Annotated in this window: 14 protein-coding genes, 1 pseudogene and 1 riboswitch; of the genes and pseudogenes, 3 read left to right on the forward strand and 12 right to left on the reverse strand. The window is 36.4% G+C overall.

The genetic code is table 11. From position 1 onward, the window contains the following. Nucleotides 1-104: 104 nt before the first annotated feature. Nucleotides 105-1,004, reverse strand: coding sequence for an acetamidase/formamidase family protein (locus HLX49_RS12385; protein WP_077702845.1), 900 nt, complete (start codon nucleotides 1,002-1,004; stop codon nucleotides 105-107). Between the two features lie 285 nt (nucleotides 1,005-1,289). On the opposite strand from HLX49_RS12385, the gene HLX49_RS12390 reads away from it, so the two are divergent. Next, nucleotides 1,290-1,955: an HAD family hydrolase gene (locus HLX49_RS12390; RefSeq protein ID WP_077702844.1), complete on the forward strand. Its 666-nt coding sequence runs from the start codon at nucleotides 1,290-1,292 to the stop codon at nucleotides 1,953-1,955. A gap of 460 nt (nucleotides 1,956-2,415) precedes the next feature. After that, on the forward strand, nucleotides 2,416-3,003 hold the full coding sequence (locus HLX49_RS12395; RefSeq protein WP_367112750.1) for an SCO family protein: 588 nt from the start codon (nucleotides 2,416-2,418) through the stop codon (nucleotides 3,001-3,003). A gap of 218 nt (nucleotides 3,004-3,221) precedes the next feature. On the opposite strand, the gene HLX49_RS12400 is transcribed toward HLX49_RS12395, so the two are convergent. From HLX49_RS12400 to HLX49_RS12425, 6 genes and pseudogenes are all read right to left on the reverse strand, one after another. After that, nucleotides 3,222-3,347 carry a hypothetical protein gene (locus tag HLX49_RS12400; protein ID WP_296362231.1) on the reverse strand — a complete coding sequence of 42 codons (126 nt, stop codon included), beginning with the start codon at nucleotides 3,345-3,347 and terminating at the stop codon, nucleotides 3,222-3,224. A gap of 382 nt (nucleotides 3,348-3,729) precedes the next feature. Beyond that, a complete protein-coding gene (locus HLX49_RS12405; RefSeq protein ID WP_077702842.1) occupies nucleotides 3,730-4,014 on the reverse strand; it encodes a PTS sugar transporter subunit IIB in 285 nt (94 codons plus the stop codon). Nucleotide 4,015: 1 nt separating this feature from the next. Further along, nucleotides 4,016-5,365: a PTS galactitol transporter subunit IIC gene (locus HLX49_RS12410; RefSeq protein ID WP_296362233.1), complete on the reverse strand. Its 1,350-nt coding sequence runs from the start codon at nucleotides 5,363-5,365 to the stop codon at nucleotides 4,016-4,018. A 337-nt stretch (nucleotides 5,366-5,702) separates the two neighbouring features. Next, a riboswitch (TPP riboswitch) is annotated at nucleotides 5,703-5,813 on the reverse strand. A gap of 121 nt (nucleotides 5,814-5,934) precedes the next feature. Further along, entirely contained in the window at nucleotides 5,935-7,203 is a 1,269-nt protein-coding gene (locus HLX49_RS12415) for a cytosine deaminase (RefSeq protein ID WP_101933581.1), read from the reverse strand. A gap of 2 nt (nucleotides 7,204-7,205) precedes the next feature. Then, nucleotides 7,206-8,474: pseudogene (codB, locus tag HLX49_RS12420) on the reverse strand (cytosine permease). Between the two features lie 453 nt (nucleotides 8,475-8,927). Further along, complete coding sequence (locus HLX49_RS12425; RefSeq protein WP_101933579.1) at nucleotides 8,928-9,728, reverse strand: GNAT family N-acetyltransferase; 801 nt, start codon at nucleotides 9,726-9,728, stop codon at nucleotides 8,928-8,930. 492 nt (nucleotides 9,729-10,220) lie between these two features. Here HLX49_RS12425 and HLX49_RS12430 point away from each other — a divergent pair, with 492 nt between their 5' ends. Next, on the forward strand, nucleotides 10,221-11,126 hold the full coding sequence (locus HLX49_RS12430; protein ID WP_077702837.1) for a PhzF family isomerase: 906 nt from the start codon (nucleotides 10,221-10,223) through the stop codon (nucleotides 11,124-11,126). Between the two features lie 568 nt (nucleotides 11,127-11,694). Here the strand turns inward: HLX49_RS12430 and HLX49_RS12435 are convergent. From HLX49_RS12435 to tnpA, 5 genes are all read right to left on the reverse strand, one after another. Continuing rightward, nucleotides 11,695-11,883, reverse strand: coding sequence for a hypothetical protein (locus tag HLX49_RS12435; RefSeq protein WP_141130694.1), 189 nt, complete (start codon nucleotides 11,881-11,883; stop codon nucleotides 11,695-11,697). Between the two features lie 34 nt (nucleotides 11,884-11,917). Continuing rightward, entirely contained in the window at nucleotides 11,918-12,790 is an 873-nt protein-coding gene (locus tag HLX49_RS12440; protein WP_296362237.1) for a metallophosphoesterase, read from the reverse strand. Nucleotides 12,791-13,217: 427 nt separating this feature from the next. Further along, a complete protein-coding gene (locus HLX49_RS12445; protein WP_077702835.1) occupies nucleotides 13,218-14,414 on the reverse strand; it encodes a DUF4317 domain-containing protein in 1,197 nt (398 codons plus the stop codon). A 207-nt stretch (nucleotides 14,415-14,621) separates the two neighbouring features. After that, nucleotides 14,622-15,845, reverse strand: a complete 1,224-nt coding sequence (locus HLX49_RS12450) for a YecA family protein (RefSeq protein ID WP_296362242.1) — start codon at nucleotides 15,843-15,845, stop codon at nucleotides 14,622-14,624. A gap of 287 nt (nucleotides 15,846-16,132) precedes the next feature. Further along, a partial coding sequence (gene tnpA, locus HLX49_RS12455) for an IS200/IS605 family transposase (protein WP_296362243.1) occupies nucleotides 16,133-16,488 on the reverse strand: 356 nt, incomplete at its 5' end.

The following is a 16,488-nucleotide window of genomic DNA, read 5'->3' on the forward strand; positions in this document are numbered from 1 at the left end:
TTTTCCCCCTACGATTTCTCTCAAGAAGACCCATTAATTTTTGTAAGCTTATTTTTTCCTTTTCTCTACCTCTTCTTCACATAAAAATCATCAAAAATTATTCTCTACAGTAGTTGGTAACCGTATTTATCCAGCACCCACACCGGAAGTTCCATTCGCGATGTCATGAACGGATCAACAATTTGGCAAATTTTTAAATCTGCTCCCACAGATAGAAACATTGCTGCTTCATGCGCTTCCATTTTCAGTACATTCACAAGAAAAGTATGCATATGTTTCGTTGCTTGTTTAGAAGCTTCATCTAGCGTTTCACGAGACGCTATCGTCATCACATGTTTGTCATCAGCTAAAAACGGAAGTGGATAAGGTTGTCCTTTAATCAAGCTAACTTTAACTGTAATTTCAGCAGCAATCTCTAATCCACAAATAACTACCTCACCATCTCCCATAACTGCGTGTACATCTCCCATTGCCAAAAGAGCCCCTTCTACATTTACCGGTAAATAAAGGGAAGATCCTATTCCAATTCGTTTACAATCCATATTTCCACCGTGATCTTTTGGCGTTCCTGTTGGCACATCTTCATCAAGTGGAGCAGTTCCAATAACCCCAATCATAGGTTTTATCGGTAAATGTAAAGTTTCATTAAAAATAGCTTTCCCATCATTTATCGGAATAATTTTTGTTTTTTCATCAGTAAAACTACCTGCTAAAGCCCCCATTTCTGGCGTGATGGACATTACGCCTTGGTTAGCGATTTGAATATCCAATATATCCACTTTTAATGTATCTCCTAGTCTGGCGTCTTCTACAAACAACGGTCCTGTCGCTGGATTAATTTTATCCCACCCGACTGTGTGGAATAAATCGTCTTCGCTTTTCATTTCATTACTAAAACAATCGTACGTTTCAAATAGAATTGTTTCTTCTGAAAAAACTGTTTCAACAGGCTTGTTCTTTGGTGACATTGACAAAATATAGTTTTCCTTCGCAATTTTTTTCACTTACGTATACCTCCTAATTCACAGCATCATTTGTGACATCTCTTCTATGTTAGCTATGTTTATTATACTACTATTCACCCCCTCCCTTTCACCCAAATGTTAGCTAGTTGCTCTAATCATTGCTATAATAAACATGGATTTTCTAAACTTGAAGTGCGTTAATAATCAACCTGAAAGATTAATACACGCACTTTCTACAGAAGTTCCGTCTGTGTATTTTCATTACTAACTAAGAACAGTACTAATAAAGTACAAACATTTTACATTCATTTAGGAGGATATACAATGAATCAACTAAAATTAATGATTTTTGATATGGACGGTTTACTATTTGATACGGAACGGATTGCCTTCCAAGCCTTAAAAAAGGCGATGAAAAATGCTGGGTATAACCTAACACTAGACATATACCGTAAGATTATTGGTGCTGGAAACCAAGAAGATGAGAAAATATTAAAAAGCGTATACGGGGAAAAATTTTCCTTTAACCTCATAGTGGAAGACTATCTCTATGAATCTGAGAAAGTATTAAAAAACGATGGCTTAAAAATAATGAAAGGTGTTCCAGAACTTCTCAATATGTTAGATGAACGAAAGATTAAAAAATGTGTTGCCTCTTCTAGTTCATTAGAAACGATTGATCGCTATTTGACGATGACAAATTTGAAAGCTAGATTTGACTTTTATATGAGTGGGGATGAAGTAACACGCGGAAAACCTCATCCTGATATTTTCCTTGAAGCATGTAAGCGCGCAAATGTAACCCCCGAATTGGCAATGGTGCTAGAAGACTCTCCAAATGGTTTAAGAGCTGCTTATCAAGCAGGCATAAATTGTATAGTAGTACCTGATTTAGTCGAACCTGATGAAGAAATGTACATCAAAACGTATCGAGTAGTAGATAGTTTAGTAGAAGTCTGCGATCTACTCACTGCACAAGAATCGGTGTAAAAGATACTGCAGGAATTGCTGTAACGAAATAATAGATAACTGAAATATACGTTACAAATGAACCGAGCTGTCCATATCAAAATCTATTACAAGTTGTCATTTTTCCTTCACATATCCATATTGCGATGGAAGTGTTTACTTGGTACAATTTTGTTAAACTATGTTTTATATTGTTAACAGATGTTAGAAGGGTTTTTGAAGAGTTAAAAGTGGGAAAGAATGTCATGATCTTCATTGTTGGAAGTTTTCTCATCACTTTAGGATCGTTCGTACTACAAAGGTATGATCAGAACCAACCCCTCTGAATCAGGGGATGTAGGTGCTGCTATCATCTAATTACACTCGTGCTCAGCAGACCTCCAACTCTTGAACGGAGAGACAAATTACTTGAATTTGAAGCTCTAAAATAACCTTTTAAACATCAAATATACGTGGGGGTAACAAGACGGGAAGGAAGTTGATGATGAAAAAGTTTATAGGGGTTGCTTTACTAGTATTAGCTGCTTTTCTAACAGCTTGTGGTGGAGCAGAAGAAAAGATTGAACCAAATATGTCAGAAGAAGTAATGGACTTTACGTATACTACGCAAGATAACGAAGAACTTTCCTTAGAGGACTTGAAGGGGAACTATTGGATTGCTGATTTTATTTTTACAAATTGTACAACCGTATGCTTACCTATGACATCTAATTTAGCAAAGTTACAACAAAAGACAAATGAAGAAAATATAGATATTCAATTTGTCTCTTTCAGTGTCGATCCAGAATATGATACACCTGACGTATTAAAAGAATACGCTAAAGAATACCAAGCAAATTTAGATAACTGGACCTTTCTAACAGGCTATGATTTTGAGAAGATCAAAGAGTTTTCTATCAAATCATTTAAGAGCATGGTCGCTCCCCCTCCTGAAGGCAACGATCAAGTAACACATGGTACGAGCTTTTTCTTAGTTAACCCTGAAGGAGAAGTCATTAAAAAATACAACGGTGTACAAGCTGATAGTATCGACACCATGGTTAATGATCTAAAAGAATTAGGTTTATAATATGGATAGGGGAGAGAGCCTAGTATAGGATGATATTAGGCTCTCTAAATGATTTACCATCCCTCGTTCAATAATACATTTTTCCGCAATTCATTCAGAAAGTAGCATACTCTGTTGCATCCTTGTGCAAAGTTGTCATAATAAATCACATCTTAAGTTTCCCGCTATCAGAAACAGATCGCCAAAAAACGAATGATAATTATTTTAATTCAGAATTTTTATTCTGCATAGATTTCACTTTGCTCCTCCCCAACTTCTTGATCGCTTCTAAATAGGAAATGCGCTACCAAAAAACCTAACAACGAACTACCAATAATAAATTTCAATTGCAAGAATTCTATCATTCATTCGACGATAACGGTGAACCAGTTGGAGCTACTTTTATCGGCAAACCTTTTCTAGAACAAGATCTATTTCAAATTGACTACGCTTATGAACAAAAGACAAAAAATCGTAAGGCTCCTAATTTGTAAAAGAGTTATTTGCGTAATAGGAGCAACAAAATTCCCACTTCTACAATAATGATAGTAGTGGGAATTTTTTATCGTCAAACTATGATATATGTTCGGAGGGGAGTATTCAATACATGAGACTTCCTTCCAACCGCATCGTTTGTTTAAAGCCTGAGAAAGACAAGACTGATAGCCCATTCTCATCACGTAAGCCGTAGTTCTGCTTGTACGATAAACTGTACGATCATTCAGCAGATTATATCTATTTCTATTCTCAGCTAAATACTTTTTCACGAATTATTTGATACATTTCCTCTACCCCTATTCCCGATATGAATGGCGTACCGTCAATCACATAATCTTTCATTTCATCAGGTACAATAGTCGTTGAGATAACAAAATCATACATATCATATTGATTTACTGCTTCTGCTACACTAGATTGAAAAAGCGATACTTGATGTATCAGCTTTTCTTTTTCTAGCCATTCACGTATTTTTTCTTTCACCATTGTAGAAGTTGCAACCCCAGTACCACAAATTACGAGTATTTTAATCATTTTATTTCCTCCAATAGGAATTATTTTTATGTTTGCGTCTCTTTCGTCTGTTAACATAGAAGAATAAACCCATTATAAATGACCCAAAAACTATAAAACTAAACCAATGCATCCTTCCTGTTAGCCAAATGAAAGGAAAAGTTGTCCACACTGCACCATCTACAAGCGAAGAAATCGCCCCATAATTTCCCATATTAAAACCGGCACTCATTGCTGTCGTTGTTACTAAAGGAGCTACCCAAGTTGCAATATAAAGACCAATGCCAATATAAAAAGCTCCACCAATAACTGTCCGAATTATATTACCTTTAAAAACAGGTACCATTAAAGCGATAAGAAAAGGAATCGTCGCTAAGTCTGTAAAAGGTAACACTTTATTACCTGGTAATATCACGGCTAAAAACAGAGTGATGGGCACTAATAACAAAGAAGCTGATAAAACGGCTGGATGCCCCACCGCTAAAGCACTGTCCATTCCAATATATAAATTCCTCTCTGGAAAACGTTGCTTCATATAATTTCCAGCGGCTTCTGAAACAGGTGCAAGTCCTTCCATTAATAAAGCAACCATACGTGGTAATAAGACAAGCACTGCCCCTGTCTGCATTGCTAAAATTAACGTATTTTTAAGGTCATATCCTGCCAGTACACCAATAAATAAACCGATGACCACCCCCATTACTGTCTTATCACCAAACACACCCAGATGTTTTTGAATGGAAGCTTGATTTGCCTGTAGCTTATTAAATTTAGGAATCCGATCAAATACGTAATTTAAAGGTTTGGCTACGATATAAGATGGAGCAGAAGCCCCATGCGGGAAAGTAATCTGTTTAAATCCATAAAAGGATTGGATATCCTTCTGAATCCAGTCACCAAGCAAAAGCAATACTATATGATGAACAATCATTACTCCAACAGCCATAGCGAAATGATTGGTCAACGCCAAAACTAATGAGGCTGTAAAAGAAGTATGCCAAAAATTCCATATATCAATATTTAGTGTCCGAGTAAATCCGATCGATAATAAAAGTAAATTGATAGCAATACCTATCGGAATCGTCAAACTGCCTAGAACGGTTCCATATGATATAGCTGCAGCTGCTGGCCAACCAACATCAATAATGGTGAGCTCTAAACCATATTTGTCAACCATAGCTTCAATTGCAGGCCCTAAGCTGTCACCTAATAGACCGATAACAAGATTAATACCAATAAAACCAATACCAACGATTAACCCAGAGCGAACAGCTTTGCTCACCTTTGTGCGCAAAATCAATGCAAAAATAAAAATTACAAATGGGAGCATAACACTAGCTCCCAAGTCAACAAACCACTGTAAAACAGACATTGTTTCTCCCCCTCATGCCAATATCTCATTGCATGTACGACATCGATAACGTATTAGCATCGTAACTTTTTACCTAGCTGAATTCCAATACAGTAGCATTCTACCAATGGTAAAAGTGAATTTTATGAGATGACGAGTTTTGCTCAATATGAGCTAAGACGATTTCATGAATAGAAAGCTTAGTTATCCACAAATTTCCATAGCGAAAGGATTACATTTTGCTTAGACTTTAAAGCCTAAAATTTTTGTGCATAAAAAATGCCACTTTTTTCCCTGAGGAAAAGTGACATCGCATTCGAATTCTAAGCTAATCAATTTGCTCCAATCCATATTAGAATCAAAGTTTCTGCCACTTCCCTCCGCTGGTTTATAACGCCAGATCAGGTTCCAAGAGTCCCAACGTCACACGTTGATCTCAGCCACAAATGCGGCACCCCTAGTGAACTATTTTCATTTTTAATTGTATAGATAATATATCGGTTGGCACGTGCAAGTGTCAAGGTTTTTATAGCAATGCGCATTTAAAAAGCCTGCTGGATTCGTCCAGCAGGCTTTTCCATTTCACTTGTTTATTTTCTAGTAAAATCCACATATTCCTCAGTTCCTACTTGTATCGTTGTTTCACTTGGCTTCGTTTTTGCTATAACCTTCCCATTGCGAATGGAATACATGACAATAGCTTGTTTCCGAATCGCTTCATACGTACTCTCTGCATCCAAAACGATGAAGTTAGCTGGTTTTCCGACTTCTATTCCATACGCTTGTTCAAGACTCATTGCTTTAGCACTGTTTGTTGTAATGAGGTTCATTGAATCTACAATTTGCTCGTACCCTAATAATTGAGCGACGTGTATCCCCATATGAAGTACTTGAAGCATGTTTCCTGTGCCAAGCGGATACCAAGGATCAAAGATATCATCATGACCGAAACATACGTTCATACCCGCTTCTAGTAACTCCTTCACTCTAGTTAAACCACGCCGTTTTGGGTAAGAGTCAAACCGCCCTTGCAAATGGATATTAACAAGTGGATTGGATACAAAGTTGATCTCCGACATCTCTAACAAACGAAATAATTTATAAGCATATGCATCATTATAAGATCCCATTGCTGTTGTATGACTGGCAGTTACTCTGGACCCTAGCCCTCGCTCATAGGCTTCTTTCGCCACTACTTCCACAAATCGAGATTGCTCATCATCAATTTCATCACAATGAATGTCCATCAACCGTTCATATTTTTCTGCAAGATCGAAGGCAATTTTTAACGACTCCACACCATATTCCCTAGTGAATTCAAAATGCGGAATCCCTCCGACTACATCTGCACCTAACTTCAAAGCTTCTTCCAACAATTCTTTCCCTTTCGGATAGGATAAAATACCTTCTTGTGGGAAAGCGACAAGTTGCAAGCTCACAAAATCCGCCATTTCTTCCTTCAATTCTAGCAATGCTCGTAGTGCTGTTAGCTTTGGATCAGTTACATCGACATGGGTGCGAACATGCTGAATACCTTGGGCAATTTGCCATTTCAAAGCTTGCGTAGCTCTATCTTTCACATCTTCATACGTTAACGATTGCTTCCTCTCTGACCAACGTTGAATGCCTTCAAATAACGTGCCACTCTCATTCCATTTTGGCTCTCCTGCAGTTAATGTTGTATCAAGATGAATATGAGGCTCGATAAATGGAGGTAATACTAAAGAGCCAGCGACATCGAGTATTTCTCCTACCTGCTGTTGCTGATTAGCAGGGGAAATAGATGTAATTTTTTTTTCTGTCACAGTAATATCCCATAACCCAGATGTATTGCGTAATCTAGCATTTTTTATAATCACTTTTACTGCCCCACCTTTTCTGTATTGGTTAGAATAACTTCTTTTTCCTTTGCACTAGCAACAAGCTTCGTAACAACAACATGGGTAACTGCAGCACCTATTAACGCATTAATTGGTGGGATACCTGGTAATAAAGTTGCTGCAGCAATTCCTGTTCCCCAAGCAAAAAATGCAATCCAATTGATAGCGGTAAATGTCATTTCATGGAAAGCTCGATAATGGCCGCGGCGAAGAATGAAAAAATCAGCTAATAAAATGGCTCCAATTGGTGGTAAAGCAGAACCGAGAATCGTTAAGAAGCCAACAAAATTGTTGTATAACCACATGGCCCCTAATGTACCAATAATCCCATTAAAAATGACAATTTTATGCTTTGCTATTTTCGTAATGTTAGAAAGTCCAAGCCCTGATGCATACAAGGCATTATCATTCGTTGTCCATATATTTAACCCTAAAACAATAATGGCAGGTAAAATAAGATTTTGCATAAACATAACTTCAGAAATATCTGCTTGCCCCGTTGCCACAGAACCTACAGCTCCAAATAAAAACATGAATGTGTTCCCGATGAAAAAAGCAACCACAGTCGCAACTACTGCCGAACGTTTTTTTCGAGCAAATCTTGTGAAATCAGGTGTTAAAGTTCCTGCGCTTATAAAAGAACCAATGCAGATCGTAAGTGCGACGGCCAAACTCATCGTTTCAGCTGGTTCGTATTGCAATAAACCTTGTACTCCACCTAAACTTTCTGTTGCTTTTAATACGGAAGTTCCTCCGAGAAGAGCGATTAGCGGTACCGCAATAAAGCTAATAATAGCCAAAGCCTTCATGCCGAAAAAAGCGGTAAAAGTCATCAAGATACCCGCAATACCAATAAGAATATAGATATCAATTCCTGTAACTTTTTGTACAGGTATGGCAAACATCGCTGTTCCAACACCGAACCAACCAATTTGTGTAAAGGCTAATAAAAAAGAAGCAAGATAAGATCCTTTCTCCCCAAAGGCATACCGAGCAAGCAGATGTGTAGATAAGCCTGTTTTTGCTGCCATATAAGCTAGTAACCCAGTATATGCTCCAAGAATAAGATTCCCAGCAAGAACAATTGCTATAAACTGTATGAAAGAAAGACCTTGACCTAATTCTCCACCAGACCACATGCTTGCCGAGAAAAAAGTAAGTCCTAACATAACAACAAGTGTTTTCCAAAAACCATTGCGCTAAGATGAAGGTACTGCTGTTAGTGAAAATTCTGTGTCGATGTTTTTCATTCTCTTTTCCTCCTGGTTTGGTACCAAGAACAGAAAGGAACTGAAAAAAGGCTCCCTGTCAATGTGACAAGAAGCCTTTTCCGTTAATAGGTTTAATACAAGCTGTCCCATAAAGGGGTTGTATTGCCACTTGTTCATAACTCTATCAACAGATCCGCTTTCCTTGTCAGCCTCACAGGACTGAATTAAAGGTACCATATTTAATTAGCTTTATTATGACAAAAAATAGAGACTTCGTCAAGCAAAGCTAGTAACGATTATTTTTGTTCACCTCTCAATACTTCTCCATTTGTTTCTATCACTTGTTTATACCAATAAAAGATTTCTCAATATGAAGCATACTTATATCATATTAGACGACAGTAAGAAATAACTACCACACCAAGCCTTCCTACATCAGTTTAAAATAAACATTCGAGTAAATCTAACTCAAATAAAAGACACTTCATCGTCTTATAGCGCTCCACCTTTCGCAAAGTAATAATAGTTGATAGTGTCATTAAAACGAAGCAAATCTTTTGCTACAAAGCCATTTGCAAACAAGGTTTGAAAAACCTTTCTCGATTGTAAGCGCCACTTTAAAGCAAGTGGGTAGTCTTTTTGTTTCAGAGTTTGAAAATTTACTGGTACAGCAACAAAGTAACCACGCTTTCTACTTTTTTCAATTTGGGACAAAGGCTGCGTCACAAGCGGTTCAGCATCTTGTGAAGATTGCAGAAGTACGTATTCTTCTTTGAGAGATGGGGTACAAGTAGCTCGTTGTTCATTAAAATGCCATTCTACTTGAATACGATCTGTTGGTAATCCGTGGTTTAACTTGCCACCAATATCTCCATAATGATTTTCTTTATATTTCATACCTCTAGCACCAAGTTTATGAAGGTTCAAATAAGCATTGACACTTTCTAAAGGGTCAAACGTCCACGTCATCATCGTATAGCCATGTTCCTTAGCAATTTCAGCTTGGCGAAGCTTCATTTTTACTCCCAATCCTGATTTTCGATACGCAGGTAAAATTCCGAGCATATGCGAGCAAAGATAATTGTCCTTCCCATCAAACCCTGGAAAACTGTAAATAAAACCAACCATTTGTTTTTCCTTATATGCACCAAGTAAAATACCACCATGATTTAAAGTTGTATACGTTTGAGGGATTGGAGTTGGCGTAATACTCCATACGGATTTTTCCAATGTTTGCATTTCATATAATTCTTCTAGAGATGTTAGTTGTTTAATAATGACGTTATCGAGCATGCTCGACACTCCTCCGCATTTTCATATTTCCACTTATTAATTGTTCATTGCATCAATATTATAATAGAATCGACCAACCTCAAATCATCTTACCATAACTTAGTTAGAACTTAATTTACCACAATACCATTGTTTCATCAATAAGTAATTAGCAGAGTTAAGGAATAACGTTTTTTAGTAGAACATATATAAATTTATCTTAAGTGATTTGTTTGACATACTTTCTAGCATAGCTCTATCATATATAGAAGGATTCTAGAGAAACCATTGAGGTGAAAACATTCATCCTTATGTACTCGTTTTGCACATGGTTTCTTCTATTACAAGTGACGCGTCTTTGAGCATAAAAGTAGGCAATATACAAAATAGGTACGTGTTGCTTTTCCAACTCAGCAGTTGACTTAGCACCATAAATCCTTAATAATATAAAAATCAGTGAAGTACCTACAGACATTTTTGTGAATAAAGTGAAAATGAAAGGAAGTTATGCGTATGCAAAGAAAATATAAACTATATCAAATTGACTCGTTTACACAGCAAAAGTTTACAGGAAACCCAGCCGGTGTTATAACAAATGCGAATGGGTTGACAACAGATCAAATGCAAAAGATAGCTAAAGAGCTTAACAATTCAGAGACTGCGTTTATCTTTCCTGCAAATAATTCTAATTATGATGTACATGTCCGTTTTTTCACACCAACACATGAGGTCCCCATCTGTGGCCATGCTACAATTGCAGCTCATTATGCAAGAGCTAATGAAAAACATTTAGGGAGTTCAACAGTGTATCATAAAACAGGTGCTGGAATACTTCCTGTCGATATAATAAAAGAAAAAGAAGACTATAAAATTGTTATGACCCAGGGTGAAATTGAATTTAGGGATATAATAGAAGGGGAAAATAAAAATGATTTATTAACAGCATTAAACTTACATTCCGATGATTTATTAGAGGGGTGTGATATACAGATCGTATCAACAGGACACTCCAAAGTTATGATTGGCGTAAAAGATATTATCACTTTAAATGGTATAAAACCAGACTATACTGCCCTTTCCAAACTAAGTAAAACTGTTCATTGTAATGGATATTATGTTTTTACAACAGCTACAGATGACAGTGATGCTTTAATACATGGGCGCATGTTTGCTCCTGCAATAGGCATAAAAGAAGACCCTGTAACTGGTAATGCTAACGGGCCTTTAGGGGCATACCTTGTTCATCATAATTTAGTGCAGCATAATAATTCATTATTTACGTTTAAAGCTAAACAAGGAGAAGCTATGGGGAGACCCGGTATTATTGAAGTACAAGTTTATATAGAAGATAATAACCCCATTAAAGTAAAAATTGCTGGAAATGCCGTAGAAGTATTTAAAACCGAACTCATGTTATAAATGCCTGTTAATAAGTCGTAAGATAGATCGAGAAGTTTGAAGCGGTGAAGTTTCGAGTAGCAGCCCTTACAGGTTATACTAACTTCTACCTTGACCACAGGACGTTGACGAACTTAGTATAAAATCCTCATTTCATTAAAGATACACGAGCACCATTATAGGCTTTTGTAACTATTCTCATGCAGAAAAGAGGAGAACCGTTTTCCAAGGAAAGTGAAAACGAACCAATCTAAAATTCAATCTGTCATTCATTTTATGATAAATTTCCCACTCCTTCTTCATTCTTTTAGCATAATAAAATAGATGAAAACAAGGGATATTATCTTAATATCGAGATAGCTGGTATATGCAGCGAGAGTTGTGCATAAATAGCTTATAAGTCTTTTCTAGTAATATACCCACGCTCTTTCGTTAATTTCATATCTTTACTAGCTACATAGTTCAAAAATGTTATAAAATCCTAACTAAGCTTTACAGAATAATCTGCTGCTGTAATCATAGATTGATTTTTTATACTTTCCGTTGAAAACTCCTCCATATTTTATAGTTTATAGAATAAACTTAATCGTCAATTCTCATTACCAGAGATCCATTGAAAAGCAATAAGTGCTCCAACAAAAGCTGCCAATGCGCTTACCACAATCCCAACAAGACCCTTATAAGAAAAATCTGGCACAAAGAAATAATACATACATAGAATAAAACCGACAAAACCACTTGCGAACAAAGCTTGCGTAACATTCATTTTCTTATGCATCGTAATTCCTACTCCTTTACTTTCGCGCGCAAATTTATTTACCATAGGAAAGCCTAATCATACTCATTTGTGCCTGATTCAAAAAACGTATTGGAGCAACGCTTGTCCCTAAACCACTATCAATATATAGAAATTGATTTGAGTGCATGGAATAAGTGCCTTTATCATACGTTGGGAATAACCCTTCATCAGGAGATACGAGTGCCCCAAGTAAAGGAAGTCTTACTTGCCCACCATGCGTATGACCACTCAAAATTAAGTCAGCAGCAAGACTACGCTCTTTTTCTACGATAGTAGGTGAATGAGAAAGCAATATCGTATAACGATCATTGTTTAATCCAGCAAAAGCTTCCTTGACGTTGTCATGATTCATAGAACTATCATCAATCCCAACAAGATTTAACTTAACTTGATTGATAGTCAGTTCGCTATTTTCATTGTTTAACATTTTCACGCCACGTTCTTCAAGCCCTTTTAAAAACCCCTCCTTATTTGGATTTTCCCATTCATGATTACCAGTTACAAAAAAGACATGCTCCTGCAAAGATGTTAGCTCTTCAACTAGTGCTAACATATGATGAAACTCTGTAGTCTTTCGATCTATTAAATCTCCTGTAAGAACAATCATATCGGGATTTAAATCTTCTATTGATTGAATGAGGGCTTCGTTGTTTTCCCCAAACACTTTGTTATGCACATCCGTAATTTGCAAAATATGAACGGCTTTATCAACGGGGATTTTATTGCTATAAAATTGGAGCTTATTCACTTTAAACGTGTTTGTATCAAGGTATACTTTTACGATAATAAGGAGAACAGCCGTTACCATGGTAAACAGCAATATTTTCCTCTTCGTTACAAATTTTTTCCTAGGACGCTTATTCATTTCGGCTTGTTGTTGTAACAAAATCAACCCTCTCCTGTTCACACTAATGGTTCCTATGATCTTTTTTTCTGTCATCTAAAAACTTTTGGGTAGCCATTCCAATTCTATTATAGTAAACTCAACATCATTTTTACTTTCGCTTGTTAATCACTCCATAGTATACAAGATCTTCTTTTTTTACATGCTCCTTCAATACTCCTTCTTTTTCCATGCCGATTTTTTGCAAAACTTTACTGACAAAAAACAGCGAGCAAACACTTTATGACAACTTCGGCTGCATCTTCTTTTTGAAATAGTCTTAATTATAACCTATTCGTAGTAATCGGTTTTGCCTGTTCATCAGAATACAAAAAACCCCTCCCTTTGTATATTAATGGAGAATAATACCAATCCTTTCCTTTCTTCCATTGTCCCAGTTAACATGATAATACAAACATGGCAATACGAATTACTCCTCTTCTCCTTCTACTTTTTCAAACAACACTTCTGGAATCAATTCAAAACCTTCAATCATCGTATTTTCTTCTACTTCAATCATCAGGCTTAATTTCCCTCCGAAATGAATTTGACGCACATATCTTAGGTCTTGTGGGCTAATGGAAATATCCGCTACTTTTGTCTTTATTTTAATTGACTTTGACGTCGGTTTCGGCACAATATTATTCGCTTTTAATTCGAACTTTTCATCATCAATAACTGTCTTGAATGCCTCTTCTACCTTTTCCGTATCCACATCTTTTACACCACTGCTCTTTAGAACTCTTTCTACATCTTTATAGTCTAGTTTCGGTACCTCTTCTTCCTCACTTTCTTCGATAACATGATAGATTTCATCATACACATTGGAAAGAGTCGACGTATTTATACGCTCGCCTGCTACTTTCTTTACAATTTCTTCAAAGACTATTTTATCTTCTTCAGCCGTCATAATTTCCTCAGCATTCAATACTTCTTCAATAAAATGGTAATTTAATTCATTTGCTTTTCCTGCTGAATAAAGAACATGATTCACATCTGCAGCATTGTCGGTAAAGCAAGGAAACAGAAATCCAGATATCGGTGCTTTTAAGTTAATAATTGGATCAACAACAATATTATATTTAAATTCCTTTTCCACATAATCAAATAATAGCTCTTTTTTAGGATCTTGCGTTTTATTCATACTGCATAAAATAAATGAATGAGAATGTACCGTGTCCCGTTCATTTTCTTCTGCTTCTGCTTCTTCACGCTGTCGTTTCATTGGTTTCAGGTATTCCCCACGAATAAAAGTAACGACAATGTCCATCTCATATTGCTTATCTTTTAGCATTTTTTCTACAAGTCGAAGCATATGCGCTTTCCATTCTTCGGTGTCGCTACTCAGTAATCCTTGATGCAGAATAAGCTGACTATTATCTTCTGCTTCGCGTTGAAATTTTAACTCAAATAATTTCTGATCAAGCTGGCCAGTTAATACTTTTTTAAAATTGGCCATAAAGAGCTCTTTCTGTTCGTCCTCTAATAACTCAAATGGTGTACTCTGATGATGATATACTTCACTTGACTCTTTCATGATATATACGTTAAAAATCTCATGGATTTTTAAAAGATCATTATTTAATTTAAATTGTTTCCGGATATTTGCGATGTCCTTCTTATTCAATCTCGTTTCACTCCTACATTGGTAATCACCATATGGATCATGTATGCACTTTTCATCATAACATAGATGCGCGCTTATTATATTTTCATTATGTGGATGAGAACTATGTTCGTTTCTTTCTATACTACTAACCACATTCAAAAACTCTCACATGCTTGCGCTTAGCAATATTTGTGAGAGTTTAGTCTAAATGCACACCTTAATCATTTATTTGCCACAGCATTTTTTATGTTTTTTTCCGCTACCGCATGGACAAGGCTGATTTCTACCAATTTTGACAACCTTTTGGCTACGGTTAGAATGAGTCTTTCCACTTACCTTGGAATCAGATTTCGTTCTTGGCATCGGTTGAAGATGTTTTTTCTCCAATGCAAATATTTCATCGGGAGTATACCCTTTTAATACCCATTCCCTTGTGTTATTCATCAAATGAATTACTTTATCCATTACAGCTTGCACTAATTTCTCGCTATCGAACTCTAACATCTGAGATAAATGGGAAATGACTTGATTTGGACTGTCACCAGATTTTATCGCATACTTACACTCTTCTACGATCATATCTGCAGCTTCTTTATCCATGTCAAAGTTTTGCGTTAAAAAATGAACGAATTGCTGATAACTAGCATTTCTTTCCACAAAGCCTGGTTCTCCAGCTTCAAGAAGTTGTTTTTCTGTAAAATCATAGTAAGGAATGCTTTTTCTCAGTGAATGTTCTCGCTTCACTTCTTTCGGTTCCAACACATCTATATATGAAAATGAATCCATGTCAACAGTTATTTCCGGACAAAAACGTATCGAATCTGCAATAACTTTGAAATACATTGTAACGTCAATAGGTTCTTTCATATATTTTTCTACCATCTGGATTAACCGCATAGGGTCTAATACGCCGTAATAATATAATAAGCCACGCGTTAGCTTTACCCACTTTGTATTTCGTTTTATCGTAGCTCGTACATGTAGATCATGTTTCAAAGCTAGAACAGGGTCGTACAGTTCATTTGGCAAGACAAAAATCTTATTTCCTTCCCAAATTCCAGTATAAATGAACCCGGTATGACGTAGATACTCTATTTCATCCATTTCTAGATCTGGAGCCATTATTTTCCCGTTATTTTCGGCGATTTTTAATAGCATATTAAAACGTTCCATATCCCATAAAAGAACGGACGGATATAAATGATCTGGAATATTTTGTTCTAACAGACAAGTGAGTTCAGCTTTCCTTAAATTGCTTGCATTTTTGATCTCTAAATATTTTCTAATAGCGTCTAAATCAGCCTTTGTATATCTGTTTAAAGCGTCATGCAATGACAAAGGAAATGGGATTTCTCGCCATTGTTTCTGTGCTTGTTTTTGCATTCTCGCTATTTCTTCTTTCGTTACTTCTTCTATTATCTGATCGATATGTTTATCATCTTTGTTCATTACATACACCTCTTCATTTATCATTATAAAGGATGATTTGCTTGTATCCAACAAAAACAATAACCTAAGTATTCGATCATTAGGGGGGGAGTCTTTTATCTCACACGGAAGGGTATGACCTGAAGCCCTCTTATACCCTTTACACTTTTCGCACCAATCAAAACCACCAGTGTGAACTGGTGGTTTGCTCTGCGGCTGGAAGCCTCTGTTGCCGGCCTCGGCCTAAAAGGCCCACTGAATGGTTCCCCTTCTGCACCACACTCACTCGCTGATTCTAAAAGAATCTCTTATTTCTTTTTATTTTTCTTTCCGGTGAACGGATCAAATTCTTCAAATAAGGTTAACTGATCACTCATATAATCCTCTTTAAGCTGATTTCGTATATATTCTTGGATTTGATTTTTATTTCTTCCCACCGTATCTACAAAGTAGCCTCGACACCAGAACTTTCGATTTCCATATCTATACTTTAATTTGGCGTGACGGTCAAAGATCATTAAACTACTTTTCCCTTTTAAGTAACCCATGAATTGAGATACACTCAGTTTTGGTGGTATACTCACCAACATATGGATGTGGTCCCTGCATGCATTTGCTTCGTGTATTTCAACATCTTTTCTGTCGCAGAGTTCTCTGATTATTT

The organism is Virgibacillus sp., from assembly GCF_013393565.1.
GTDB lineage: Bacteria > Bacillota > Bacilli > Bacillales > Amphibacillaceae > Virgibacillus > Virgibacillus dokdonensis.